The organism is Streptomyces sp. NPDC005302 (assembly GCF_040607345.1).
GTDB lineage: Bacteria > Actinomycetota > Actinomycetes > Streptomycetales > Streptomycetaceae > Streptomyces.
On record NZ_JBEXGN010000024.1, the window covers coordinates 83,875 to 109,274 of the forward strand.

The following is a 25,400-nucleotide window of genomic DNA, read 5'->3' on the forward strand; positions in this document are numbered from 1 at the left end:
TGTGCCGACGGCTACGGCCTGCAGCCCGTGAGCACGGACTACATCTCGTCCAGCGCATTCCCCAGAGCCCGCATCACATGCGACCTCCAGCCCCCGTCCATGATCTTGCGCGCCATCATCTGTGCGGGATCGTCCGGATCGAATCCCTCGTGTACTAGGAAGAGACGCGTGCCGCGCCCTTCCTGTTCCAGTGTCCATGTGATGGTCCAGTGGACAGAGCCGGAGACATCCGCGTCGGCCCACCGGACGCTCAGCATCCGCTCCGGCTCGAAGGCGAGAACGCGCACGTCGACGGTGCCGGAGAAGTTCGTGTTGGGGCGCGGGACGGACGTCAGCGTGTACCGGTGGCCGACTTCGAGCCGGAAGCCCGCCGAGCCCGGCATCTGCCAACGCGCCAGCAGTTCGGGCTCGGTGAGGGCGCGCCAGACCTTCGCCGGCGGATGCGGCAGGAACTGGTCGACGCGGATCGTCGTGAGGTCATCATCCGGAACGTTGTTCATGTCCCGGCATCGTCGCTCATGCGGTCCAGGAGGTCGCCGAGGCCCTTGAGCCTGTCGCGCCAGAACCGCTCGTACGGATGGAGCCAGTCCTGGACGTCGGCCAGCGGAGCGGCCTCCAGGCGGTAGATGCGCTGCCGGCCCGCGCGCTCCTCGGACACCAGTCCGGCCTCCCTGAGCACCCGGAGGTGTTCCGAGAGGCTCGGGCGCCGCATGGCGAAGTGATCGGCGAGGGCCTGGACGGGCTGAGGTCCGCGCTCCCGCAGCAGCCGGAGCACCTCACGCCGGGTGCCGTTGGCCAGCGCGGCGAAGAGCAGGTCCTCGCGGACACCGGACGGCGAGGCGGCGAAGGGCGGTCCGCCGGTGCCGGGCGCCGAGGGGGAGGTCGAGGAGGCGGTGACGGGGGCCGAGGGGGAGGCGGCGGCGGTGACGGGGGCCGAGGCAGCCACCGAGCCGGAGCCGGGCGTGGGCGTGCCCGCCGGTCGGCCCGCGCCGGGTTCCTTCACCCGGTCCGGACCGGTCACCGCTCCACTCCGGTCACCGTCATGGCGCGCTCCGCACCCTTCTTCTACGAGGCCGCGTCGAGGGCCTTCTCCGTGATCAGCATCAGACCGTTGCCGTCCGGGTCGCGGAACGAGGCCATCCGGCCCCAGGGGAGGTCGTCGGGACCTTCCACCGGCACCCCGGCTTCGGCGAGCCGAGCGCAGTCGGCGTCGACGTCGGTCGTGACCAACATGATCCCCCGGCTCCCGCCCGGCGTGAAACCGCCCATGCCCGGGCCCGACAGCGTGAAGACCGTCTGCGCCCCGGCGGGTGCGACCTGCAGCCAGCGGCCGGGCGGCATCTCCCGGTCGACGGCGACCTCGAAGCCGAGGACCTCCGTGTAGAAGCGCAGGGCCTTGTCCTGGTCCGCGACGGGAAGCGTGACGAAGGAGGCGTGGGTGATGTTCATGAACCCAAGATAGGTAGGAGATTCCCTACCCGTCAACCGTAGGAAATCTCCTACCTATGGCATCCGACGGCGGACTCCGGGAACTCTCGGACTGTCCTGGTAACTTGCGGCCGTTCAGGCGACGCGGCATCCGACCCACCCTTGGGGGCTTCAGTGACTACGGCGACCTTCCCGTTCCGCCGGGCACGGCTCACGGCCGCGGCCGCGGGCCTGGCGGCGGGACTCGCGCTGACCGGCTGCAGCAGCGGCGGCGACGGCGGCTCCGACAGCACCCCGACGAGCGCCGGCACATCCGCCACGGCGGACACCGGTACGGACGACGGCGGCACCGGCGGCACCGGCGGCTCCGGCGGCGCGTCCTCCCCGGGCGGCGACCTGTCGGGCAGCTGGCTGACCACGGCGGGCGGCAAGGCCGTCGTGCTGATGGTCAACGGCAAGCAGGCGGGTCTCTTCGCGACCGGCGGCACCATGTGCAGCGGCTCCGCCGCCGAGAAGTCCGGCACGCGGACGATCCGTCTCGCCTGCACGGACGGCAGCAAGGACCGCACCCTCGGCACGGTCGACTCCGTCAACGGCACCACCCTGCAGGTCACTTGGCAGGGCGCGCTCGGCAAGGAGACGTACACGAAGAGCGAGGGCGGCAAGCTGCCCACCGGCCTGCCGACGGCGAGCCTCGGACTGGGATCCTGACCGAGCCGGCTTCGGGCGCGACGGCAGGACGGCACGACGGCACGACGCAGGGAGCGTGCCGCCCCGGCCGCGCGCCCGGTCGGTCCGGTTCGGTGGCCGGAGGGGCCGATTCGGTCGGCACCGGGGCGTACCGCGGGCAGAAACGGGCGATAACGGTCCCGGTCGGGTGAACGGTGAGGGGTGCGCGACATCGGCGGACCGGCGTGCGTGATGATCCATGCACATCGCTCCGACCCCCAGGGGAACCCATGCGCGCTCTGCCCATCGCCGTCACCGTCCTCGCCGCCGCCCTCGCCCTGACCTCGTGCGACGACGGCGGCTCCAGCGGCTCCGGGAAGTCCGGCGACCCGGCCGGCTCCGGTTCCGCGACGAAGGCCGCCACCGCGGCCTGCGCGATCGGCGACGCCGGTCTCCAGGTCGGCCCCGCGAACGCCGCGACGGCCGCCGGGGACACGGGCAACATCCCGGTCACCCTCACCAACAAGGGCGCGCGCTGCACGCTGAAGGGTGTCCCCCGGCTCTCCGTGAAGGCGGCGGCCGGGAGTGCGGTGGAGATCGGCGCCGACGACTCCGCGCAGCCGGAGGAGCTGACCCTCGCCAAGGGCGACACCGCGTCCTTCACCATCACCTACGTACGGGGCGCGGAGGGCGACGCGAAGACCCTGGCCGCCAAGACCCTCACGATCGGCTTCCCCGGCGCCGGCGCCACCCAGGACTTCCCGTGGTCCTACGGCCCGGTCGCGGGCAAGGGGTCGGCTGGCGCGCCGAACGCGAGCGTGACGCCGTTCCAGCACGCGGGCGACTGAGCGCGTACCGCTCTGCCGCCGCGCCAGCGCCCGGCAGTCGAGCCCCCGCCGGCCGGTGGGGGCTCGTCGCGCAGTTCCCCGCGCCCCCTCAACACCACCCCAGCACCCCCGGCCGTCCGTCCCCCGCCCGCCGGTGGGCGCCGATCGCGCAGTTCCCCGCGCCCCTCAACACCAACCGGCCCGCCGTCCCCCGCCCGCCGGTCGGGGCTCGTCGCGCAGTTCCCCGCGACCCTCAACACCAACCGGGCCGCCGTCCCCCGCCGGCCGGTAGGGGCTCGTCGCGCAGTTCCCCGCGCCCCTCAACGGCCCTTGGGGGCGGGGGCTCAGCGGGGTTCGTCGGGCGGGGCCGGGAGGTGGCGGCGGGCGGCGACCTGGGCTCGGTCGGCGGCGGCGGCGCCCTCGTGCCAGCCGGCCTCGTCGGTGATTCCGCGCATCCGGGTCGTCACGGTCTGCGGGAACATCTCGTCCAGGTGGTTCGCCACCGCCACGTCGCGGGCCGCGAGCACCGGCAGCAACTCCCCCTCCGTGGCGGTCACCTGACCCTCGGCGACCGACGCGAGCCGGTCGCCGATGCGGTGCGCGTACGCCGCGAGGAACGACTGCCGGAAGGTCTTCGTACGCTTGCGGCCACCTGCCCGCTGGGCCGCCTCGGCCTTGGCCATCGCCCCCGTGGCCTGCACCAGGAGCGAGGTGTAGAGGAGTTCGACGGCCTCCAGGTCCGCTTCGAAGCCGACCACGGTCGAGAAGCCGAGGGCGTCGTTCCACACGGCGCGGCAGCGGTTGGCCCCGGCCACCGCGTCCAGGAGGACCGCCTTGGCCGTCTCGTAGGGCGGCTCGACACCGATGCGGCAGGCGCCGGGCCCGTCCTTCGCGTGGGTCCGGGCCGCCAGCAGCGCCTCGTCGATGCTGTGCCGCGCCATCAGCTCCTGCGCCTTGGCACTGAGCGCCTCCGCCTCTTCCGGGAAGCCGGTCGCCTCCGCCTTGGCGAGGAGGGCGCGGATGCGGCCGAGCATGCGCGTCTCGCGCGGGGCGGACGCCGGGGCCGCCGTGTGCGGTGTCTCCAGCGGCTCGATGGACGGCAGGCGCAGGAGCAGGCGGCACAGCTCCAGGGCCGCGGTGGCGTGCGAGAAACGGTCGGTGCGGACGTCGTGCGGTGTGGTGGCCAGCTCGTCGAGCTGCGCGGCCCAGCGCGCGCCCCGGGGTGAGCGGTCGGCGTCCTGCTCCTGGAGGATCAGGGACGTGACCAGGCGTACGTGAAGGTCGTCCAGGTCGCGCCGTACGAGCCGTACGACGTCGGCGGGCTGCCAGCCGCGCCGCCAGGCAGCCGTGACGAACTCCCGTCCCCGCCGCGCGAGTTCGGCATCGGAGCCGGGGTCGGCGGCTAGCAGGGAGGCGCCGGTGTCGAGGGCCGCGTCGGAGTCGGCGTAGAGAGCGGCCTCGAAGGCGCGCTCCACGGTGCTGGACGTACTCATTCCCCGATCGTTTCACGGGCACGGCGATGCCCTCGGGGTATGGCCTGCCCCACCCTCGGGACGCCCCCTGGTGGTCGTGTCCGGGAGACCGGCGGACGGTTCGCTGGAGCCATGACGCACACCGCCGCACGGACCGCCGTCGCCGTACGCTCCCAGGCGCCCCCGCGCAGTACCCCGGCCCCCGCCGCCTCGGAGGGACGGGCATGCTGAGCCTGCGATCCCTGCGGACACGGTGGCCCTCGTTCCTCGGCTGCTTCGTCGCCGTCGCGCTCGGGGTCGCGGTGATGACGGCGATGGGTCTGGGCCTGGCCGCCGCGGCCGACGCGCCTCCGCGTCCGCCGACACGCTTCGCGCACTCGCCGGTCGTGGTGATGGGCCGGGACACGGTCACGGTGGAGGTGCGACGAGGTCCGGACACGGATCGGGTGTCGAAGCCGCTCGCGCATCCACACCCTGTGGACGGCGAACTCCTGGCCGCACTGAGGAACCTGGGACGGGTGCGGACCGACGGCGCGGCCCGCGACGCGGTCGGCGTCGACGCGCCCGCCCCGGCCGTACGACGTCTCGTCGGCGACCGCGCCCGTGTGCTGACCGGTGACGACCGGCATCTCGCCGACCCGTCCGCCGCCCGGGACGCCGAGGCGCTGGTCGGCGTGGACGCGCTGCTGGGCACTGCGGCCGGGGTGACGGCCTTCGTCGCGGTCTTCGTGACGGCGTCGACCTTCGCGTTCGTGGTGGCGCTGCGGCGAAGGGAGTTCGGGCTGCTGCGGCTCGCCGGGGCGCTGCCCGGGCAGGTCCGGCGGACGGTGCTCGGGGAAGCGCTCGCGGTGGGGCTGGTGGCCTCCTCCCTCGGCTGCGTGCTGGGCGGCGCCGCGGCGCCCACGCTGGTACGGGAGTTGGTGGAAGGCGGGGTGGCGCCGCCCTGGTTCGCCCTGCGGGCAGCGACGTACTGGCCGTACGGAGTCGCCTTCTCCACCGGGGTGTCGGTGGCGCTGGCAGGCGCCTGGGCGGCGGCTCGGCGCGCCGGGCGGACCGGTCCGCTGGAGGCGCTGCGCGAGGCGTCGGTCGACACGGGGGTGATGCCCGGGTCCCGGCGGGCGGCCGGGGCGGTCCTGCTGGTGGCCGGGCTCGGCCTGACGGCCTGGACGCTGTACGCGGACCCGGCGGCCCTGCTGAAGCGCAAGACCTACACGACCCAGCCGATGGTCCTCGTCACGGCGGTCGCCGTGCTGGCACCCGCGCTGGTCGGTCCGCTCGTCCGGCTGCTTCCGCTGCGACGGCTGCCCCGCGCGTACGGCGTCCTGGTCCGTGCGAACGCCGCCGGGTCCGTCCGGCGCACCGCCGCCGTGGCCGCGCCGGCCCTGGTGACGGTCGCGCTGGCCGGATCGCTGCTCGGTTCGGCGGCGACGGTGACCGGCGCGCGGACCACGGAGGCGCGGGAACGGACGGCGGCTCAACTCGTCGTCACCGGAGAGCGGTTGAGGCAGGTACGGGTACCCGGCGCGACGGTGTCCGGGACCGCGTCGACAGCCGTCTTCGTCCGCGAGGACGGGACCGCGCTCGTACCGTCGGACGCGCGGGCGGTGGACGACGTGGCGGCGTTCGCGTCGGTGACCCGGCTGCCGGTGGTCGCGGGGGACGTGCGCGATCTCGACGACCGGTCGATCGTCGTCGACGCGGAGTGGCGGCGCCGCGAGGTCGGCTCCTGGGTCGACGTCCGGCTCGGCGACGGGCGGCCCGCGCGGCTGCGGATCGCGGCCGTGCTGGCGCGGGGCACGGGCGGTGGCGGCGCGTATGTGACGGTGGCCAACGCGCCGGGGGCCCACGTCGACCGGCTCGACGTGCGGATGCGGCACGGGGCCGACCCGGCGGCGGTCGCGAGCGGGCTGCGCGCGTCCGGCGGCACGGTGCGGACGGCCTCGGAGTGGCTGGCCGCGACCGGACCGCGCTCCGGGCCGCAGACCCGGCTCGGGTTCCTGGTGGTCCTCGGCATCGCGCTCGTCTACGCGGGCATCGCGCTCGCGGGCACGTGTCTGATGGCCACGTCCGCGCGGGGCGCGGAGCTGCGGTCCCTGCGCCTGGCGGGCGCCACCAGGGGCCAGGTGCTGGGCGTGGTGGCGGGCGAGGCGGCGCTGGCGGTCGGCGTCGGAGCGGCCCTCGGGGCCGCGGTCGCCGCGGTGAACCTCGCCGGACTCGCGGGAGCCCTCGGCCGGCTGTCGGCGCCCGTGACGGTGACCGTGCCGTGGGTCCCGCTGACCGGATGCGCCGGGGTGTGCCTGGCGATCGGCGTGGCGGCCTCGGTGGCCGGGGCCTGGCGACGGGCGTGAGGGAGCGCCGGCGCACCGGCGTGCTCGGTGAAGGGGCCCGTGGCGGAGCCCTCCGGTGCGAGCGCCCGGGCTCCCCACCATCGATTCCCTTCCGGCGATTCCCCCCTCCATCGACTCCCCTCCGTCGATTCCCTCGATATTTTCCGCCGTGCACATCCCGTCCCGCCTATCCCGACGTGCACATCCCATCGAAACTCACGGGCGGACACTCCTCCGCGGACCACGACCACTGTCAACTTCGGGTTGACACTCCAGGCACTGTCAACCTAGCGTTGACACATGACGACGAACCCACCCGGCAAGGCATCCGTACGGCTCGACGACCTCATCGACGCCATCAAGAAGGTGCACACCGACGCGCTCGACCAGCTTCAGGACGCGGTGATCGCGGCCGACCACCTGGGCGACGTCGCCGACCACCTGATCGGGCACTTCGTGGACCAGGCACGGCGTTCGGGTGCGTCCTGGACGGACATCGGCAAGAGCATGGGAGTCACCCGGCAGGCCGCGCAGAAGCGGTTCGTGCCCAAGGCGGAGGGGGACCTGGACCCCAGCCAGGGCTTCGGCCGCTACACCGAGCGGGCCCGCAAGGTGGTCATGGCCGCGCACGAGGCGGCCAAGGCGGCGGGGAACACCGAGGGGCTTCCCGAGCACCTCGTCCTCGGCCTGCTCAGCGAGCCCGACGCCTTCGCCGCGCGGGCGATCATCGCGCAGGACGTCTCCCTCGACACCGTCCGCGAGGCCGCCACCGCCGCCCTGCCGCCCGCCGCCGACGAGGTCCCCGAACTGGTCCCCTACGGTCCGGCCGCCAAGAAGGTCCTGGAACTCACCTTCCGCGAGGCCCTGCGCCTCGGGCACAACTACGTCGGCACCGAGCACATCCTGCTCGCCCTGCTGGAGTTCGAGAACGGCACGGGCGTGCTCAGCGGTGTGGGCGTCGACAAGGCGAGGGCCGAAGCCCACATCACCGCCCTGCTCGACCAGATCGTGGGGCAGGAGCCGGCCGCGGACGAGACCGCGTAGGGACTCGGCGAAGCCGCCGGTCGCGTCGCCGGGCCGCGTTGTCAGACCCCCCTGCGAGACTCGGAAGCATGACCGAGCGCTGGGCTCTCGCGCCGGCCGAGGACGGCGGCGCGCAGATCGCCGCCCTCGGCCCGGACGGGCTGCCCATCGGGCCGGTCCGCCGGGAGCCCGACCTCGCCGAGGCCGTGCGGACCCGGCCGGGCGTGACCCGGTGGGTGTGGCGGTCGACGGCCGACGTGTACCCGCGTCTGCTCGCCACGGGGGTGCGAGTAGAGCGGTGTTACGACATGGAGGCCGCCGAGACCCTGCTGCTCGGACACGAGGGGCGGCTCGGCGAGCCCCGGTCGGCGGCCGCCGCGCTGGCACGACTGCGCGGCGGCCCCGTGCCGCCGGACCCGCCGCAGCGTTCCGCCGAGCCCGGTTCGCAGTCCTCCCTCTTCGAGCCGCGTCCGGTCCACCTGCCGCTCGCGGACCTCCTCGCCGTCTACGCCGACCAGCAGCGCCGCCACGACACCAGCGCCCACCCCGAGCGGATGCGGCTGCTGACGGCCGCCGAGTCCGCGGGGATGCTGGTCGCCGCCGAGATGAACCAGTCGGGCCTGCCCTGGAGCGCGGACGTCCACCGTGAGGTCCTGCACGAACTGCTCGGCGAGCGCTACACCGGAGGCGGTGAGCCGCGCCGCCTCGCCGAGCTGACCGACGAGATCTCCGCCGCCTTCGGCAGACGCGTCAGACCCGACCTGCCCGCCGACGTCGTCAAGGCGTTCGCCCAGGCCGGGATCAAGGTCAAGTCCACCCGGCGCTGGGAGATCGAGTCCATCGACCACCCGGCCGTGAAACCGCTCCTGGAGTACAAGAAGCTGTACCGGATCTGGGTCGCCCACGGCTGGTCCTGGCTCCAGGACTGGGTCCGCGACGGCCGCTTCCGCCCCGAGTACCTGCCGGGCGGAACCGTCACCGGGCGCTGGGTGACCAACGGCGGCGGCGCCCTGCAGATCCCCAAGGTGATCCGCCGGGCGGTCGTCGCCGACCCCGGCTGGCGTCTCGTCGTCGCCGACGCCGACCAGATGGAGCCGCGCGTCCTCGCCGCCATCTCGCGCGACCCCGGTCTGATGGAGGTCGCCGGCCGCGAGAGCGACCTCTACCAGTCGGTGTCGGACCGGGCCTTCTCCGGCGACCGCGCCCAGGCCAAACTCGCCGTGCTCGGCGCGGTGTACGGACAGACGTCCGGCGACGGGCTCAAGAACCTCGCGCTCCTGCGCCGCCGTTTCCCCCGGGCCGTGGCCTACGTGGACGACGCGGCCCGCGCGGGCGAGGAGGGCCGTCTCGTCCGGACCTGGCTCGGCCGGACCTGCCCACCGGCGGCCGGCGCACGGGAGGACAGCGGCGACGAGGCGGGCATCCCGCAGGACGATCCCGCCGAGACCCCCGCCGGCCAGGGCGGCCAGGGCTGGGTGCCGGGGTACGCGTCCTCCGACTCCCGCGCCCGCGGCCGCTTCGCGCGCAACTTCGTCGTGCAGGGCAGCGCCGCCGACTGGGCCCTGCTGATGCTGGCGGGGCTCCGCCGCACCTGCGAGGACCTCGCCGCCGAGCTGGTCTTCTTCCAGCACGACGAGGTGATCGTGCACTGTCCCGCCGAGGAGGCCGACGCCGTGGTGGCCGCCATCCGCGACGCGGCCGAACTCGCCGGCCGCCTCACCTTCGGGGAGACCCCGGTCCGGTTCCCGTTCACGACAGCGGTCGTCAGCTGCTACGCCGACGCCAAGTAGCCGATCCACACGGCCCGCCGACGCCGGCCCGCACCGACCACCCGCGCTCCCGAACCGGCGGTCGTCGCTCCAGCCTCCACAGCTCCCGGCGGCGGCAGTCCCGTGAGCCGCACACGGCGGCGGCCGTTGAGCCACCGGCCGTCCCCGGGAGCGGCAATGCGGCTGTCGGCGGGAACTGACGGTCGTCGGTCTCGCCGTGGGCCGTCCCGGTGTCGGTGACCCGGCCGTCCGTCGGCCGGCATCACGTCGCCAGCAGTCTTCTCAGTTCACCCACGACCGGGCTGTCCGTGGCCTCCAGTGATTCCAGGGCCGACGCCCACTCCCGGTACGCGGCCCGCGTGTCGCCCTGTTCACGCAGCAGCAGCCCGCGCTGGTGCCGGGCGAGACCGCCGGTGTACCGGTCGGCGCGGCGGTCGGCGCGGCAGCACAGCAGGTCGCACTCGCGCGCCGCCCGTTCCCGGTGGCCCACGCCGCGCAGGGCGCGCACCAGGCCGAGCCGGGTCTGCGACTCCCCGTGCCAGTCGCCGTGACTGCCCAGCACCCGCAGACTCTCCTCGAAGTGCGGTACGGCGGCGGCCGGTTCGCCGAGTGTGAGGTGCGCGTAGCCGATGTTGCAGTGCGCGGAGTGCCGGATGATCACGTCCTGCACGGCCTCGCCGATCGCGAGGCTGCGCTTGTGGTGGTCGATGGCGGCGCGCGGATCACTGTGCTCGTACAGGTTGCCGAGGTGGCTGTAGGTGATGGCCTCCATGTGCGGATCGCCCAGCTCACGGGAGAACTGCAGGCTCTGCAGCAGGGCCTCACCGGACTCGTCGTAGCGGCCGAGGCCTTCGAGGAGCATGCCCCGGTTGTTCAGGCCGCGCCGTACCCAGGACAGCACTCCGAGGCGGCGCCAGATCGCCAGCGCCTCGTCGTTCAGGGCGAGGGCCTCCCCCGCCCGGCCCGTCATGAAGTGCAGCCCTCCGAGGTCGCCGAGCGCGTACGCCTCGGCCGCCTCGTCGCCGAGCAGCCGCGCCCCTTCGAGGGCCGCCCGCTGGAGCCGCTCCAACTCGGCCACGTGACCGCTGCGTTGGACGTACGGGTTGAGCATGCGGGCCAGCAGGGGGACGTACGGGGAGGTGCGTGCGTACCGCTCGGCCAGCGCGACCGCGTTCGCCAGCTCGGAGTCGCCCCAGGCGAAGGCCTCACGGGCCGAGCGGAAGGCGGGTGTGGCCGCGAGGTCCGCCGTGTGCCCGGCGGGCTCCGAGGCGGTCGGCCTGCTGCGGTCCTCGCGGTCGAGCCCGGGTTCGAGGATCGCCTCCAGGGAGCGGGCGGCGACCGAGGCGTACCAGCGCAGGGCCCGCTCGGCGACGATCGCGTCATGCCCGCCGGGGCCGGCGCCGCGCCGCACGCCGGGGTCATCCGGTTCACGCTCGCCGGAGACGGCGCCGGGGAGGCCTCCGGTCCGGCCGGTGCCGGGCCGGTCGGTGGCGGGGTCCGGGGCCGGGCCCGTCGCGAGGACGCACTCCGCGGCGCCCGCGATCTCGCGGGCGAAGTCCCGTACGAGGTCGTGGGGCGCGTAGCGGCCGTACGCCGTCTCCTCCAGGAGGGCGACGTCGACGAGGCGGTCGAGGGCGGCCTCGGCGCGGCGCTCGCCGGTGCCGGTGAGACGGGCGAGCAGGGCGGCTCCGTAGACGGGCAGGTCGAGCGCGCCGATCCGGCACAGGGCGAGCGCCGCGTCCCGGTCCGTCTCTCGGTCGGAGGCGCGCAGCGCGTCGTGCGCGACGGCCAGGGAGCGGCGCACGCTCAGGTCGTCGTATTCCAGGTGGTGCAACCGCCCCTCGGTGGCGGCCAGTTGACCGGCCAGCGCGTCGGGGGTGAGGGCGCTGCGCGCGGCGAGGCGGGCCGCGACGACGCGGAGGGCGAGGGGCAGCCGGCCGGTGAGTTCGACGAGGGGGTGCGCGCCGTCGAGTCCGTCCTGGCGGCCCGAGACAGCGCGGAGCAGGGCCGCGCTGTCCTCGTCCGTGAGGGGGGCGAGCGGGAAGCGGTGGGCGCCGTCCAGGGCGGTGAGCGGTGAGCGGCTCGTCACGATCACCGCGCAGTCCGGCCCCGCCGGCAGCAGCGGGCGCACCTGGGCGGCGTGGGACGCGTCGTCGAGGACCAGGAGGGTGCGGGTCGGCGCGAGCGTCGAGCGGAGCAACGCGGCTGCCGCGTCCGCGTTCTCGGGCACGCGGCGGGGTTCCACGCCCAGGTCGCGCAGGAGTGCGGCGAGGGCCTGGCCGGCGGTGATCGGGGTCATGCCGGGGGTGGCGCCGTGCAGGTTCACGTACAGCTGACCGTCGGGGAAACGTTCCCTCAGCTCGTGGGCCACGTGCAGCGCGAGGGCGCTCTTGCCGACGCCGGCCATGCCGCTGATCACGGTGACGGGGGTGGAGGCGGGGGCGGCGCAGTGGGGGTGCCATCCGTTGCCGGACCGGGGCGGGAGCTCCGGGAACGCGGCCGGCCGCTGCGGGCGCAGGATCCGGACCAGCTGGTCGCGGAGGTCCACGCGGCCCATGAAGTGCGCCGGGGGCGGCGGCAGTTGGGCGGGGCAGGACGGCGGGGCGGGTTCCTCCCCGTCGCGGTGCGCGGGTCCGGTCTCGGCACCCGCGCGGTCCGCTTCCGGCACCCGCTCACCGGCGGGGGCGGTGTTCGCGTCCCGGTCCGTCGCGCGCAGGATCTCCAGGTGGGCCTCGCGCACCGCGGGGCCGGGCTCGATGCCGAGCTCCTCGATGAGCCGGGCCCGCAGGTCGCGGTGGACGGCGAGGGCCTCGGCATGGCGTCCGGTGCGGTGCAGGACGAGCATCAGCAGCCGGTGGAAGGACTCGCGGAGCGGATGTTCGGCGATCCGGGCGGCCAGTTCGGGGGCGAGACCGTCGAGCCGGGCAACGGTCGGCGCGAGGCGCAGCTCCGCCTCGTACCCCCATTCCATGACGAGCAGCCGTGCCTCCTCCAGGCGCTGGACGAGGGCGTGTCCGCCGGTCCCGGGCGGCAGGCCGCTCAGCGGGGTGCCGCGCCAGAGGGCGAGTGCGGCGGCGGATTCCCGCAGCGCGCGCTCCGGGTCGTGTCCGGCGTGCGCGTCGCGCGCCCCGGTGGCGTGCCGCTCGAAGAGACGGACGTCCAGTTCGCCCTCGGCGACCCGCAGGACGTAGCCGGGCGGTACGGCGCGCAGCCGTTCCGGGTCGTCGAGGAGCCGGCGCAGCCGGGTCACGTGGTTGTGCAGCGAGGCCTGGGCGGAGGCAGGGGGCGCGCCGCCCCACAGCGCGTCCTTGAGGGCGTCGACGGAGACGACCCGGCCCGGTTCGAGGAGGAGTGCGGCCAGCAGGGCACGGGTCTTGGCGCTGCCGATCGGGACGACCTCACCGTCGGCGCCGTGGAGGACCGGCGGCCCCAGCAGCCCGAACCGCAGCCCGTTCCGCATCACACCGCCCCACTGCCTTCCTGCCCGGCCCCGGTGGCCACGCTCCACGACGCGTTCGCGTGCCCTGAGGACGGCGTGCGCCGACCGACCGACCGTTCCCTCCTGGGAACGTTGGCCTCATGTTAGCGATCCGTTGGTGTGGCCTGATGTGATCACTACATCGGATCTGGCCCGACGGTGCGCGCGTACTACGCGTAACTCGGGGGAGTGTCGCCGCCGCGGCCGGATTCGGGACGTGGCAGGCCCCGGTCGTCGAGGTGAGCGACCGGGGCCTCCGTCTGTCGTGTGCCGGGCTTCCACCGGCGCCCCCGTGGGGCGGACGCGGGACGCCCGGGGCGGGCCCGCGCGGCGGGTGCGCCTGCAACCGCTCGCGCGTTGTGGCCCGGTCCGGACGGCTGTCCCTAGATGACGGGCGGGCGCCCGAGCCGGGTGAGACGCCAGACCGTGCGCCAGCGCATCGGGCGCCGTTCGCCGCCGGACTGCCGCAGCCCCTCCGCGAATCCGCCGAACCACGCCTTCAGCCCGCCGGCCGACCGGGTGCGCAGGAGGGTGAGCACCATCCAGATGCCCAGGTGGACCGGGATCAGCGGCAGGGGCAGCCGGCGGCGGGTGAGCCAGACCCGGTTGCGGGCGGTGACCCGGTAGTAGATGGCGTGGCGGGCCGGCGAGGTCTTGGGGTGCTGGAGGAGCAGCGTGGGCTCGTAGAGGACGGTCCAGCCGGCGTCGATGGCCCGCCACGCGAGGTCGGTCTCCTCGTGCGCGAAGAAGAACTCGGCGGGCCAGTCCCCCGTCTCGGCGAGCATCGGCATGGACAGCGCGTGGCCGCCTCCGAGGAAGCCGGTGACCGGTCCGCCGCGCATCGGGTCCTTCGCCCCGACCCTCGGCACGTGGCGGCGCTGCGTCTCGCCCAGCTCGTCGGCGATGCGGAAGCCGACGATGCCGAGGCGCGGCCGGGCCGCGTACAGGTCGCGCACCGTGCGCAGGACGTCGCCGTCGACGAGGAGGCCGTCGTCGTCGAGTTCGACGACCACGTCCACGTCCCCGAACTCACGCAGCCGGGCGAGCCCCACGTTCCGGCCACCGGGGCAGCCGAGGTTCTCGTCGAGTTCGATCGCGGTCACCTCGCCCGGCAGGCCGAGGCGCTCGCCGAACTCGGGCAGCGGACAGCCGTTGCCGACGATCACGATCCGGGTGGGTGCGAGGTCCTGCTTGGCCACCGAGGTCAGCAGGGCGTCGACCTCGGCGGGACGGTTGCCCATGGTCACCACGGCAACGGCGATCCGCGGCCCCTCCTCCGCCTGTGACACGACACCCACCCCATCCCGGCCGACAACTGTGCCGCGATGCTAGCCGTTCACCGGAAAGCCCCCTCACGTACGCTCCCGGGCCCACGGCGCGTACGTCCGGTTCTGGACCCATACGTCCACCGCCGGGCACCGCTTCCTCCGGATCTTCTTACGCGTACTCTCATGTGACGGGCCGTCATATCACGTCAGTGCGCCACCGGCGGGGCCACGCACCCCGTCTCCGGGTACGGCCCCGTGACCTCCGTCCACACCTGGTCGGCGTCCAGCATCCCGGAGACGCAGGCCGTCGCGCCGATCCGGATTCCGTAGAGCGTGCCCGGCACCTTCTCCGAGTGGTCCACCTTCCAGCGCGACCACGGCTCCTGGACGCGCAGGTCTGCAGGCGGGAACCCGAGGGCGGCGAGCGCGGGGCGTACGGCGTCCGGACCGATGCGGCCCTGGGCGCGGAGCCTCTCCAGTACGGGCCGGACCTTCGCGGCCTGTTTCCTCGCCCTCTCCCGGTCCGCCGCGGTCATCTCGCCGGGCCGCCGTCCGACGTTGTTCTCCTCGTTGTGCGGCGCGCTGTCGCCGCGGTCCGGCTCGGCGTGCGGGCTCGAAGGGGCGGCGGACGAAGAGGCCACCGACGAGGGCGAGTCGGGAGCTTCGCCGGGTGCCGCGGCCGGACGGTGGGTGCCGCAGCCGGTCAGACAGAGGACCGCGGTCAGGGCGGTCGCGGCGGTCAGGGCGGAGACGGCCGGGAGGCGCTTGCGCGAGGACATGCCGTCCAGGGTGGCAGAGGGGCCGCCGGGACACCTGAGTACGCGCACTCAGCGCAAACCGGCCACGGGCGCAAAGGAGTTGGTGGGGACAGGCCGAAGAGCGGCCGGTGCCACGCTGCTCGCTCTCCCCCCACAGGTCCCATGCCCAGACCTGGGCGTGAACCCCACATGAAGGAAAAGAAGTTGAGACGCAGCAGACTGAGGAAGGCGCGTGTCCCGGTCGCCTCGGCCATCGCGATAGCGGTGGCCTGCGGCATCGGCACGACGCAGGCCTACGCGAACGCGGCCCCTCCGGGCGCGGCCGACGGCTGGTCCGCCACCCCCAAGTCCGTGCCGGCGGACGGGAAGGCTCCGGCGAAGAGCCGGCCGGACGCGGTCCCCTCCGAGCAGCGCGCCGAGCTGCTCGGCAAGGACTACACCGCGTCGGCCGACCGGGCGTTCACCACGTCCGGCGACGGCACCGGCTTCCACGTGATGATCGCCGACGAGAAGAGCGGCTACGCCTGGAAGACCGCCGCCTCGCTGTCCGAGCCGGGTTTCGAGACGGACACCTGGATCGGCAACGCCTGCCTGACCGGCTCCGGCCGGTACGCGGCCGTGGCCTACGCGCCGCGCACCTTCACCAACAAGCCCGACCTGCTGAGCCGCGGCGCGTTCACCGCGATCGTGGACCTGAGGTCCGGAGCCGTGCGCAAGCTCCCCTTCCAGGCCACCCTCGGCTACTTCTCGCCCGGCTGCGGCACCACCGAGAACGCGGTGTTCTCGCAGTTCACCGACGAGGCCACGTCCCGGAAGAACGAGACGCGGCTCGTCTCGGTCACCGCGGCGACCGGCAGGTCCGTGGCCACGAAGGTGCCCGGCCAGGTCACCTCGGCGGTCCCCGTCGGCGGCGCGATCGTCGGCGCCCGCGGAAACCGGGTCGTCCGTGTCCAGGGCGGCGCGGTGCGGACCGTGGCCGTCACGCACGCCGTTCCCTTCCAGCTGCAGCCCGACGCCGACGGCGGCGTCACGTTCATCGACCGGCTGCCCGGCGGCGCCGAGAAGTCCTCCGCCGACGACCGGGCCGCCGTCTCCCGCGTCACCGCGAGCGCGGTGCGCACACCCACCGACAAGGGCCGCGCCGCCCAGCTCGCGGAGGGCTCCCTCACCGCGTTCGACCTGGCGCGCACCCCCGCCGGCGCGGTGTACGTGACCGGCTCGGCGAAGACGGGCGGATCGCTTCCCTCGACCGTCCGCAACCCGGGCGGCATCGCGAAGGACGCCCGGATCTCCAGCCGCGGCGGGGCCGCGGTGACCACCGCGTGGGCGGACGGCAAGGACTCCCGGATCTCCCAGAAGGACTCCTTCTCGGCGCGCACCGCCCGCATCACGCTGAAGGCACTCGACACCGGGAAGAGCACCGTCCTCGACGCCGCGCCGGGCAACCGGATCGGTGACGCGGCCGCCCAGCGCGCCGCGACGGCGATGAGCCCCGCGCTCGCCGCGCCCGCCGGGTCCGCGCCGGGGAAGGGCACGTCCGGGAAGTCCGGCAAGGCGAGCCCGATGGCCGCCCCGGTCGACACCGACCGCACGTGCTCGGTGCCGCGCAACGACCCGAAGAAGCAGGCGTTCCAGCCGACCCCGCGGCAGATCGAGTGGGCCGTGGACCAGGCCGTCGTCGGCACCCTCAACAAGGGCGCGACCCGCGCGGCGAACTGGAAGAACACCGGCATGGGCGCCTACGCGCCGCAGACCATGTTCCCGCTCCAGGCGCTGAGCGGTGGCAGCGGCGCCAACTGGCACATCCCCGCACAGGTGATGCTCGGCGTCACCGCGCAGGAGTCGAACATGTGGCAGGCGACCCGGTACGCCGTCCCCGGCGTCACGGCGAACCCGCTGGTCGGCAACTTCTACGGCGTCTCCTACTCCTCCGACGGCACCCAGACCGACCCGTGGGCCATCGACTGGAGCAAGTCCGACTGCGGTTACGGCGTCACCCAGGTCACCGACGGCATGCGGCTGCCGGGCAAGGGCCAGCCGACGAAGACCCCCGCGCAGCAGGAGGCGGTCGCCCTCGACTACGCGGCGAACATCGCGTCCGGCGTGAACATCCTGGTCGAGAAGTGGAACCAGACCCGTGCCGACGGGATCACCATCAACGACGGCAGCCCGCAGTGGATCGAGAACTGGTTCGCCGCCCTGTGGTCGTACAACACGGGCTACCACCTGAAGGCGGACGCGGGCAGCAACGCCGGCAAGTGGGGCCTCGGCTGGACCAACAACCCGGCCAACCCGCTGTGGAAGGAGAACCGCACACCGTTCCTGGAGAACGCGGCCGGCGGTGACGACTACAGCCACGCCGCGCACCCGCAGGACTGGCCGTACGAGGAGAAGGTCATCGGCTGGGCGGCGCGCCCGATCTCGGCGATGTTCGCCCCCGGTGACTTCCAGCCCGGCTACCGCGCGGCCTGGTGGACGACGACCGCCGCGCGCACCGCGGCCAAGCCGCCCATCTCGCTGTTCTGCGACAGCAGCAACAACTGCAACCCGTCGAAGATCAGCGACAGCGCCACCAACGACACCGGCGGCGGCCCCTGCCTGCTGCCCGGCGACCCGAGCACCTCGGACCCGCTCTACCTGAAGTGCTGGTTCACCAAGGCCGCCACCTGGAAGAACTGCACCTCGGCCGCCCTGTGCGGCAACGCGCTGCACCGGTTCGACGACACCTATCCCGAGCAGCCGGACGCCAACTCGTATCCGCCCGACTGCTCGTCCGGTCTGCCGTCCGGCACCTTCGTAGTCGACGACGTCGACAACGGTGTCGTACCGGCCGGATCCAGTGGCAGATCGTGCGGGGCCGTCTCCTCGGCGGGCACCTTCGGCTTCGGCTTCGGCACCGCCTCCGGCCGGATCGACCTGCATCAGATCGGCGCCGCGTACGGCAACCACTTCTGGTTCTCGCACACCAACAAGAGCGGAACGGCCGACGCGACCAAGCTCCAGACCACCGGAACCTGGACGCTGAACCAGTCCACCCGCGGCTGGATGCGCGTGTGGATCCACCTGCCGGACCACGGCGCGCACACCCGCCAGGCCCTGTACAAGGTGGGCGGCTCCAACTCGACCAGCCCCAACCGGACACTGCTCCAGCGGGTGATGAAGAACCAGTGGGTCTCCCTCGGGGTCTTCAACTTCACCGGCACCCCCACGGTCTCCCTGTCGAACGTCACCCAGGACGGCAAGGGCACCGAGGACGTCGCCTGGGACTCCGTCGGCTTCCAGCCGATGAGCGCCAAGCCCGCCAACCAGGTCGTCTCGATGGGCGACTCGTACTCCTCGGGCGAGGGCGCCTCGGCGAACGGCGGCGACGACTACTACCCCGAGTCCGACTACTACGACTCCTCGCAGCCCGACACCGAGGACAAGTGCCACCGCTCCAAGTTCTCCTGGTCCCGGCAGGCCACGCTGCCCGGCTACACGAAGTCGATCGGCGCGATGGCCGACGACCGCGACGCGGCCATGGACTACCACTTCATCGCCTGCTCCGGCGCCCGTCACTTCAACATCCTCAACCAGGGCCAGAGCAGTGAACTGCCGCAGATCCAGCAGGGATACCTCGACCAGAACACCACGCTGGTCACGCTGAACATCGGCGGCAACGACGCCCGGTTCGCCGACATCGTCCAGGAGTGCATCACGGCCCTGACCGTGTGCAACAACAACTCCATCGACGCCGTCGACCCGGACACCGGCTCGAAGACCGGCCAGTCCACCGGGTCCCTGGAGGAGTGGGCGCCCAAGTGGCTCCACGAACAGATCAGACCCCGTCTCGCGAGCACGCTCAACGCACTGCACCAGAAGGCGCCGAACGCCAAGATCGTGCTGATGGGTTACCCGAAACTCCTGGAGAAGGAGGGGAGTTGTGTCCTCGGCATCGGCACCGAGGAGGCTCCGTGGCTGAACGGCATGGCCGACACGCTCGCCACCGAGATGCAGGGCGCGGTCGACGACGCCAACACGCTGTACAACGCCAAGGCCGTGTTCTCCGACCCCCGCGACGAGTTCGCCGGCAAGGCGATCTGCGGTGACCCGGAGGACGTGAACGGCATCGTCCTGTCCGGCCACTCGAAGGCCGACAACCGGGACTGGGACTGGCTGCCGGGCAACGTGGCACCGTCCATGAAGTCGTTCCACCCGAAGATCGCGGGCGCCCGGCTGTACGCCGACAGCCTGCAGCACTCGCTGTGAGCCGCCCGACACGGCTGCGCACCGCATGAGTTGAGATGAGGGCGGGGGTCCGGGTGCACGCACCCGGGCCCCCGTCCCCGTGCCCGTCCCTGTGCCTGTGCCTGTGCCTGTGCCCGTCCCATGGAAGGCTGCCACCATGACGAACCGCGCCACCGCCGGCCGCCCCACCCGCTGGGCGAAGGGCACCGCCGTCGCCGCGGTGTCCGCCGTCGTCTGCTACGGGATCTGGACCTCCTGCCGCTCCTGGGCGCAGGGCGTGCGCGCCGCGAGCGAGGACGCCTTCCTCGCCGGGTCCCTCGAATCGCTGCTCGCCGGGATCGCCGGCGTCCTGTCCATGCCGCTGCTGCTGTGGGCGGGGATGCGCCTGCTCGGCGAACGCGGCAACCACCTCCTGCTGCTCGCGGGCACGGTGGCGTGGTTCCTGATCGGCGGACACGTCGTCGAGGACGCCGTCGGCAACGCGGCCACGGCCGCGTTCCTGGCCCTGTTCGCCGTCCTGGGCGGCCTGGCGGCACTCGCGCAGCCGCGCCCGGCGTGAGCGGTCCCGCGCGAAGGGCCGGACGCGGTGGCACCCGGCGCGGTGTTCCTATGCGCCTCGCCGACCGCCTATGCGTGTGACCACCCGATTCATGGCCGCCGCGGGACCGGCACGGTCAACTGGTGTTCAACGCCAGTCGACTGCACCGCCCCCGACCTGATCGGCGGGCGGGACCATGGAGGCGGTCCCCATGACAACACCCTTGGCCGACTACGCGATGTTCGTCGGCAAGCGCATCGCGATCGTCGAGCACATGCAGAACCACCCGTTCGTCCTCGGTCTGCACCAGGCCCGCGAGCACGGTCTGGAGGTGTGGCTGCTGACCGGCGACCGGTCCTGGTACACCCACGGGCACGACTGGGACGCGCACCCGCTCGCCGCCGCGGTCGACCGGGTCATCGACGTCGACACCACCGACCTCGAAGCGGTGCTGTCCGTGGTGACCGGCGAGGACGGCACACCCCTCGTGGACGGCCTCACGTCGTTCTCCGACTACCACACGGTGCTCGCCGCGCAGGCGGCCCGCCGCCTCGGCCTGCCCGGCCCCGACCCGGCGGCCGTGGAGCGGGCCAACACCAAGGACCGGCTGCGGGTGGCGCTCGGCGACGTGCCCTACAACATTCCGCACATGCTGGTCAGCGACCCCGGACAGCTCGACGAGGCGGCCCGCCGGCTGGGCTTCCCGATGATCGCCAAGCCGCCGGCGGAGGCGATCAGTTACGGGGTGCGCCGCGTCGACGACATGGCCCAGCTCGTCGAGGCCTGGCAGGAGCTGTCCGGCATCCGGCGGAGCCTGCGCGGCCAGCCGCGCTCCGGGGACGTCCTGCTGGAGACGTACGTGAAGGGCGTCGAGGTCAGCGTCGAGACCATGACCGTGAACGGGCACACGCACGTCTTCGGCGTCACCTCGAAGGACCTCTTCGGCGACCCGGCCTACATCGAGTGCGGCCACACCTTCCCCGTGCCGCTCCCCGACGAGGAGCGCGACCAGCTCTACGCGGCGGTCGTCGGCACCCTGGAGGCCATCGGCTACGACCACGGCCCCTGTCACACCGAGGTGCGGCGCACCGAGTCGGGCTGGCGCGTCATCGAGGCCAACCCGCGCACCCCGTCGAGCTGCATGACGATGCTCGTCACCGACGTCACCGGACGCAGCCCCATCCTGGACGCCTGGCTCCTCACGATCGGCGAGGTCCCGGCGATCGAACCGGTCCGGCACTCCGGCGGCGCCGCCGTGCGCATGATCTACCCGCAGCGGCGCGGCGTGCTGGAGCGGGTCGACGGCGTGGAGGCCGCCGCCTCGGTGCCCGGCGTGCAGGTGCTGCTGCACGTGGAGAAGGGCGACCACCTGCTCCAGCGGATGGACAACTCCGCCTGTGTCGGCTTCACCTACTGCAGCGGACCCGACCGGCTGGAGGCGCAGGCCCTCGCCGACAAGGCCGCCGCCCACCTCGACTTCGTCGTCGAGGACGGGACGCGGGAGCTGTGACCGGCACCGGTCCGTATGCGGCCGGCCGCGGTGACGTGCGGCCGGTGGCGGACGCCGCCGGCCTGCCGGGCGCCGGCTGGGACGGACTGCTCGGCGCGGAGGACTTCTTCCAGACCTCGCGCTGGCTCGCGGTGCAGGAGCGCAACTCCGGCACCACGATGGACTTCCTGATGCGGCACCGGGACGGCGGTCCCGTCGCCGGGCTGGTCGCCGCGTGGGCCGACGACTCGGTGCCGTGGCTGCTGGCCCGGCCGGACGCGATGCTCTCCCGTGCGCTGGAGGACGGCGGGACGCCCGAGGCGCAGGCCGTCCTGCGGGAGGTCGCCGGGGGCGATCCCGCCGCCCTGCTGCCGTCCCTGGTGTGCGGCGGCCGGCACCTGGGGCGCACCCGTGCCCTCGCGGGCCCGCACGCAGAGCCCGGAGACGTCGAGGCCCTGGTGGAGCGAGCCGAACAACTCGCGCGGGAGCGGGACGCGGCGAGCGTCTGCTTCCCCCATGTCGACGTCCGTGACGCCGCGTTGGTGGACCTGCTGCACGCACGCGGCTACCGCTCGCACCTGTCGGCGCACTACGCCTGGCTGCCCATCCCGCCCGGCGGCTGGGACGAGTTCCTCGCCCGGATGAGCAAGCACCGGCGCCGCCGGGTGCGTCTGGAGCGCCGGGCGCTCGCCGAGGCGAAGGTCGAGGTGCACCTCGAACCGCTCACCAAGGCGCTGGCGCCGCGGCTGGGCGAGCTCGACTGCAACCTGCTGCGCAAGTACGGCAACCCGGCGAGCCCCGAGCACTCGGCGGGGCTCCTCAGCTGGATCTCCGAGGTGATGGGCGACGACGCGATGGTCTCGGTGGCGCGCCAGAACGGCAGCATCATCGGGTTCGGCATGGTGCTGCGGTCCCGGGCGCGCGGCGAGGAGCAGTGGTTCGGCCACCGCGCCGGATTCGACTACGAGGCCCAGGGCAAGCTGCCGCTCTACTACGACGTCCTGTACTACCGCGTCCTCGAAGCGGCCGCCCGCGAGGGCGTGTCCGTCCTGCACGCCGGGATCGGCAGCATCGAGGCGAAACTCGCCCGCGGCTGCCTGGCCAGCGAGGAGCACGCGTTCCTCCTCCGGCTGGACCGCACGGGATCCGGCGCCGCGGCCTCGGTGCCCCGCCCGGTGACGGCCCGGACCACGGCCGGAGCCGGAAGCCCCGCCCGGGGGACGGACGCTCCCCCGCGCACCTCCGACCGGGAGACGACCACACGATGAGCACGGGAACGGAACGACTCACACGCGCGGGTGCCGGCTGGAACGCCGCCGTCGGAGCCGTGGTCAACCCCTCGACCGCGCGCGGCGGCACCCTGCGGCTGGTGTCCTCGGCCGACGTGGACTCCCTCGACCCGGCCCGCACGTACTACGTCTGGGTCTGGCTGCTCCAGCGGATGCTCAACCGCACCCTCATGGCGTACCCCACCGACGCGGGCCCCGCCGGGCTCGTACCCGTCCCGGACCTCGCCGAGGGCCCCGGGCAGGTCGGCGACGGCGGCCGCACCTGGACGTACCGGCTGCGCCCCGGCCTGCGCTACGACGACGGTTCGCCGATCACCTCCGACGACCTGCGCAACGCCGTGCAGCGGGTGTTCGCACAGGACGTGCTGCCCGGCGGACCGACCTACCTCATCCCGCTCCTGGACGATCCGGCGCGGCCCTACCCGGGCCCGTACCGCACCGACGAACCGCTGGAGTCGGTGCTCACGCCCGACGACCGCACGATCGTCTTCCGGCTGCGGCGGCCGTTCTCCGACTTCGACCACCTCATGGCGCAGCCCGCCGCCGCGCCCGTGCCGCGCCGCGCCGACCTCGGCGCCGAGTACGGGGAGAACCCGCGCTCCAGCGGCCCGTACCGCATCGCCGCGCACCGGCCGGGACGCTTCCTGCACCTGGAGCGCAACCCCTACTGGGACCGGGCGGGCGACCCGGTCCGCCCGGCGCTGCCCGACCGGGTCGAGCTGACCATCGGGGTGGACGTCGACGAGCTCGACCGGCGCCTGATCGCGGGCGAGTTCGACATCAACCTCGAAGGCCGGGGGCTTCAGCACGCGGCGCAGAGCCGCGTCACGGCGGACGGTGTGCTGCGCTCGCGCACCGACAACCCGCGCACCAGCTTCCTGCACTTCGTCTCGATCCAGCCGCACGTCCCGCCCTTCGACAACGTGCACGCGCGGCGGGCCGTGCACTACGCGGCGGACAAGATCCTGCTCCAAGAGGCGCGCGGCGGACCGGTCATGGGCGGTGACCTGACCACGGCGCTCTTCCCGCCCCGGCTCCCCGCCCACCAGCCCCTCGACCCCTACCCCACCGGACCCGGCCTGCGCGGCGACCTCGACGCGGCCCGCGCCGAACTCGCGGCGGCGGGACTGCCGGACGGCTTCGAGGCGGTGATCGGCACCCAGCGCGGCAAGTTCCGCCTCGTCGCCGACGCCGTGGTGGAGTCGGTGGCCCGCGTCGGCATCCGGCTGACCGTGAAGGAGCTGGACGTCGCCAGCTACTTCAGCCTCGGCGCCGGACACCCGGACACGATCCGCAGGCACGCCCTCGGGCTCGTCGTCACCGACTGGGGCGCCGACTTCCCCACCGAGTACGGCTTCCTGGCGCCGCTCGTCGACGGCCGGCAGATCCGCCGCAACGGCGGCAACTGGAACATCTCCGAACTCGACGACCCGCGCGTCAACGACCTCGTCGACCGGAGCCTGCACACCACCGACCCCGCCGAACGGGCGCGCCACTGGCGGGAGATCGAGCGCCTGGTGATGGACCACGCCGTGATCCTTCCCCTGGTCCACGACAAGACCCTGCACTTCCGCAACCCGTGGGTCACGAACGTCTACGTCCACCCCGCCTTCGGGCTGTACGACGTCCAGGCGATGGGCGTCGCCCCCGACCGCGCCGAGAGCACCGACCGGGAGAACACACCGTGAACGACAGCACCCGGGGCCTGCGCCTCAGCCCGCTGGCCGCCGACGACGAGACCACCGTCCGCCAGTGGCTGACGCTGCTCGACGACGCGGCCGGGGACGTACCGGGAGCCGCGCCGCCGTGCGCCGCCGACATGACGGGCTCGCTGCGCTTCCCGCCGCCCGCGACCAAGCTGGAGGACTGGGTCGTCCGTCACGAGGGCCGGGGCGACCGTGTCGTCGGCGCGCTGCGGCTCGCGCTGCCCGACGGCGCGGACGTCGCCCGGGTCGACCAGCTCCTCGTCCACCCGGAGCTGCGACGCGGGGGCATCGGGCGGGCGCTGTACGGCCGGGCGGCCGAACTCGCCGCCGGACACGGCCGTTCCGTGCTCTCCGGGACCGTCGTGGAGGCGCTGCCCGGCGGCCCCGTGCGGGACACCGCTCCCGCGGCCTTCGCCTCCTCGGTCGGCGCGCGGCGGGCGGCGGCGCCGGCCGGTGTGCACCAGTGGCTGGACCTCGCCCGCCACGACCCGCTCGCCTCCGGACTCCCCGCCGTCCCCGCGGGCTACTCGCTGGTGACCTGGGGGACGATCACGCCCGACGCGTACGCGGTACGGGTCTCGGTGCTCGAACAGTCGCTGGGCGACGAGTCGTTCGACGAGGACCAGGAGGTCGGGACCAGCTACGCGCGGGAGTTCGAGACCATGCGGGTGGGGCGCGGCCGGAAGGCGTACCACACCGGTGTGCTGCACGAGGCGAGCGGAAAGCTGGCCGGATACACCAGCGTCTCCAAGACCACCGGAAATCCCGGCTACGCGCTCCAGGGCATGACCGTCGTCCACCGCGCTCACCGGGGCCACCGGCTGGGCGCGCTGCTGAAGCTCGCGAACCTGGAGTACGTGCTGCGGCACGAACCCGCCGTCCGGCTGATCGAGACGGCGAACGCCGAGGACAACACCGCGATGATCGCGGTCAACGCCGCCCTCGGTTTCACCCCGACGGACCGCTGGACGACCTGGACGGGCCTGGTCGGGGCAACCGGATCCGGCTGACCGGCCGCCCTCGGGCGGGAAACCCCGCGGCCGGGGGGGGGGGCCGGGGGGGGGGGGGGGGGGGGGCGGGGCGGGGGGGGGGGGGGGGGGGGCGCGCCCGCGCGGGGGGGGGGGTGGGAGGC

The 25,400-nt window shown here is 73.8% G+C and carries 18 protein-coding genes; 11 read left to right on the forward strand and 7 right to left on the reverse strand.

Annotated features, from left to right (window positions below):
* Positions 1-38: 38 nt before the first annotated feature.
* The 3 genes from ABZT74_RS28890 to ABZT74_RS28900 form a co-directional block, all read right to left on the reverse strand.
* Positions 39-500, reverse strand: coding sequence for an SRPBCC domain-containing protein (locus ABZT74_RS28890; protein ID WP_356439416.1), 462 nt, complete (start codon positions 498-500; stop codon positions 39-41).
* Entirely contained in the window at positions 497-814 is a 318-nt protein-coding gene (locus ABZT74_RS28895) for a metalloregulator ArsR/SmtB family transcription factor (protein WP_081221716.1), read from the reverse strand. The genes ABZT74_RS28890 and ABZT74_RS28895 overlap by 4 nt, the downstream gene beginning before the upstream one ends.
* Positions 815-1,065: 251 nt before the next feature.
* A complete protein-coding gene (locus ABZT74_RS28900; RefSeq protein ID WP_356439419.1) occupies positions 1,066-1,449 on the reverse strand; it encodes a VOC family protein in 384 nt (127 codons plus the stop codon).
* Positions 1,450-1,602: 153 nt separating this feature from the next.
* Here ABZT74_RS28900 and ABZT74_RS28905 point away from each other — a divergent pair, with 153 nt between their 5' ends.
* Positions 1,603-2,139, forward strand: coding sequence for a hypothetical protein (locus ABZT74_RS28905; protein WP_356439422.1), 537 nt, complete (start codon positions 1,603-1,605; stop codon positions 2,137-2,139).
* A gap of 248 nt (positions 2,140-2,387) precedes the next feature.
* Positions 2,388-2,945, forward strand: a complete 558-nt coding sequence (locus ABZT74_RS28910) for a DUF4232 domain-containing protein (protein WP_356176147.1) — start codon at positions 2,388-2,390, stop codon at positions 2,943-2,945.
* Positions 2,946-3,268: 323 nt separating this feature from the next.
* Here the strand turns inward: ABZT74_RS28910 and ABZT74_RS28915 are convergent, their stop codons facing one another.
* Positions 3,269-4,417 (reverse strand): DUF2786 domain-containing protein, encoded by a 1,149-nt coding sequence (locus tag ABZT74_RS28915; protein WP_356176150.1) that lies wholly within the window; start codon positions 4,415-4,417, stop codon positions 3,269-3,271.
* Positions 4,418-4,620: 203 nt separating this feature from the next.
* On the opposite strand from ABZT74_RS28915, the gene ABZT74_RS28920 reads away from it, so the two are divergent.
* The 3 genes from ABZT74_RS28920 (at position 4,621) to ABZT74_RS28930 (ending at position 9,536) form a co-directional block, all read left to right on the forward strand.
* The gene (locus tag ABZT74_RS28920) at positions 4,621-6,744 is read left to right on the forward strand and encodes an ABC transporter permease (protein WP_356439425.1); all 2,124 of its coding nucleotides are present in this window, start codon (positions 4,621-4,623) and stop codon (positions 6,742-6,744) included.
* A 279-nt stretch (positions 6,745-7,023) separates the two neighbouring features.
* Positions 7,024-7,767 carry a Clp protease N-terminal domain-containing protein gene (locus ABZT74_RS28925; RefSeq protein ID WP_356439428.1) on the forward strand — a complete coding sequence of 248 codons (744 nt, stop codon included), beginning with the start codon at positions 7,024-7,026 and terminating at the stop codon, positions 7,765-7,767.
* Between the two features lie 68 nt (positions 7,768-7,835).
* Positions 7,836-9,536, forward strand: a complete 1,701-nt coding sequence (locus ABZT74_RS28930) for a bifunctional 3'-5' exonuclease/DNA polymerase (protein WP_356439431.1) — start codon at positions 7,836-7,838, stop codon at positions 9,534-9,536.
* A gap of 241 nt (positions 9,537-9,777) precedes the next feature.
* On the opposite strand, the gene ABZT74_RS28935 is transcribed toward ABZT74_RS28930, so the two are convergent.
* The 3 genes from ABZT74_RS28935 to ABZT74_RS28945 all read right to left on the reverse strand — a co-directional run bounded on the left by ABZT74_RS28935 (position 9,778) and on the right by ABZT74_RS28945 (position 15,040).
* Entirely contained in the window at positions 9,778-12,975 is a 3,198-nt protein-coding gene (locus ABZT74_RS28935; protein ID WP_356439433.1) for a BTAD domain-containing putative transcriptional regulator, read from the reverse strand.
* A gap of 401 nt (positions 12,976-13,376) precedes the next feature.
* Positions 13,377-14,291 (reverse strand): glycosyltransferase, encoded by a 915-nt coding sequence (locus tag ABZT74_RS28940; RefSeq protein WP_355878849.1) that lies wholly within the window; start codon positions 14,289-14,291, stop codon positions 13,377-13,379.
* Between the two features lie 176 nt (positions 14,292-14,467).
* A complete protein-coding gene (locus tag ABZT74_RS28945) occupies positions 14,468-15,040 on the reverse strand; it encodes a hypothetical protein (RefSeq protein WP_356439435.1) in 573 nt (190 codons plus the stop codon).
* A 183-nt stretch (positions 15,041-15,223) separates the two neighbouring features.
* Between ABZT74_RS28945 and ABZT74_RS28950 the strand changes: the two genes are divergently transcribed.
* From ABZT74_RS28950 to ABZT74_RS28975, 6 genes are all read left to right on the forward strand, one after another.
* Complete coding sequence (locus ABZT74_RS28950; RefSeq protein ID WP_356439439.1) at positions 15,224-19,267, forward strand: NocE; 4,044 nt, start codon at positions 15,224-15,226, stop codon at positions 19,265-19,267.
* A gap of 136 nt (positions 19,268-19,403) precedes the next feature.
* A complete protein-coding gene (locus ABZT74_RS28955; RefSeq protein ID WP_356439442.1) occupies positions 19,404-19,805 on the forward strand; it encodes a hypothetical protein in 402 nt (133 codons plus the stop codon).
* A 190-nt stretch (positions 19,806-19,995) separates the two neighbouring features.
* Positions 19,996-21,294: an ATP-grasp domain-containing protein gene (locus ABZT74_RS28960; RefSeq protein ID WP_356439445.1), complete on the forward strand. Its 1,299-nt coding sequence runs from the start codon at positions 19,996-19,998 to the stop codon at positions 21,292-21,294.
* On the forward strand, positions 21,291-22,541 hold the full coding sequence (locus tag ABZT74_RS28965; protein WP_356439447.1) for a GNAT family N-acetyltransferase: 1,251 nt from the start codon (positions 21,291-21,293) through the stop codon (positions 22,539-22,541). The genes ABZT74_RS28960 and ABZT74_RS28965 overlap by 4 nt, the downstream gene beginning before the upstream one ends.
* On the forward strand, positions 22,538-24,250 hold the full coding sequence (locus ABZT74_RS28970) for an ABC transporter substrate-binding protein (RefSeq protein WP_356439449.1): 1,713 nt from the start codon (positions 22,538-22,540) through the stop codon (positions 24,248-24,250). Before ABZT74_RS28965 ends, ABZT74_RS28970 begins: the two co-directional genes overlap by 4 nt.
* A complete protein-coding gene (locus ABZT74_RS28975; RefSeq protein ID WP_356439452.1) occupies positions 24,247-25,278 on the forward strand; it encodes a GNAT family N-acetyltransferase in 1,032 nt (343 codons plus the stop codon). Before ABZT74_RS28970 ends, ABZT74_RS28975 begins: the two co-directional genes overlap by 4 nt.
* Positions 25,279-25,400: the final 122 nt, after the last annotated feature.

Coding starts and splice junctions, on each gene's coding strand:
- ABZT74_RS28920 (WP_356439425.1), top strand. CDS start 4,621: ATGCTGAGCCTGCGATCCCTGCGGACACGGTGGCCCTCGTTCCTCGGC.
- ABZT74_RS28955 (WP_356439442.1), top strand. CDS start 19,404: ATGACGAACCGCGCCACCGCCGGCCGCCCCACCCGCTGGGCGAAGGGC.
- ABZT74_RS28930 (WP_356439431.1), top strand. CDS start 7,836: ATGACCGAGCGCTGGGCTCTCGCGCCGGCCGAGGACGGCGGCGCGCAG.
- ABZT74_RS28970 (WP_356439449.1), top strand. CDS start 22,538: ATGAGCACGGGAACGGAACGACTCACACGCGCGGGTGCCGGCTGGAAC.
- ABZT74_RS28910 (WP_356176147.1), top strand. CDS start 2,388: ATGCGCGCTCTGCCCATCGCCGTCACCGTCCTCGCCGCCGCCCTCGCC.
- ABZT74_RS28890 (WP_356439416.1), bottom strand. CDS start 500: ATGAACAACGTTCCGGATGATGACCTCACGACGATCCGCGTCGACCAG.
- ABZT74_RS28945 (WP_356439435.1), bottom strand. CDS start 15,040: ATGTCCTCGCGCAAGCGCCTCCCGGCCGTCTCCGCCCTGACCGCCGCG.
- ABZT74_RS28935 (WP_356439433.1), bottom strand. CDS start 12,975: ATGCGGAACGGGCTGCGGTTCGGGCTGCTGGGGCCGCCGGTCCTCCAC.
- ABZT74_RS28915 (WP_356176150.1), bottom strand. CDS start 4,417: ATGAGTACGTCCAGCACCGTGGAGCGCGCCTTCGAGGCCGCTCTCTAC.
- ABZT74_RS28960 (WP_356439445.1), top strand. CDS start 19,996: ATGACAACACCCTTGGCCGACTACGCGATGTTCGTCGGCAAGCGCATC.
- ABZT74_RS28925 (WP_356439428.1), top strand. CDS start 7,024: ATGACGACGAACCCACCCGGCAAGGCATCCGTACGGCTCGACGACCTC.
- ABZT74_RS28900 (WP_356439419.1), bottom strand. CDS start 1,449: ATGAACATCACCCACGCCTCCTTCGTCACGCTTCCCGTCGCGGACCAG.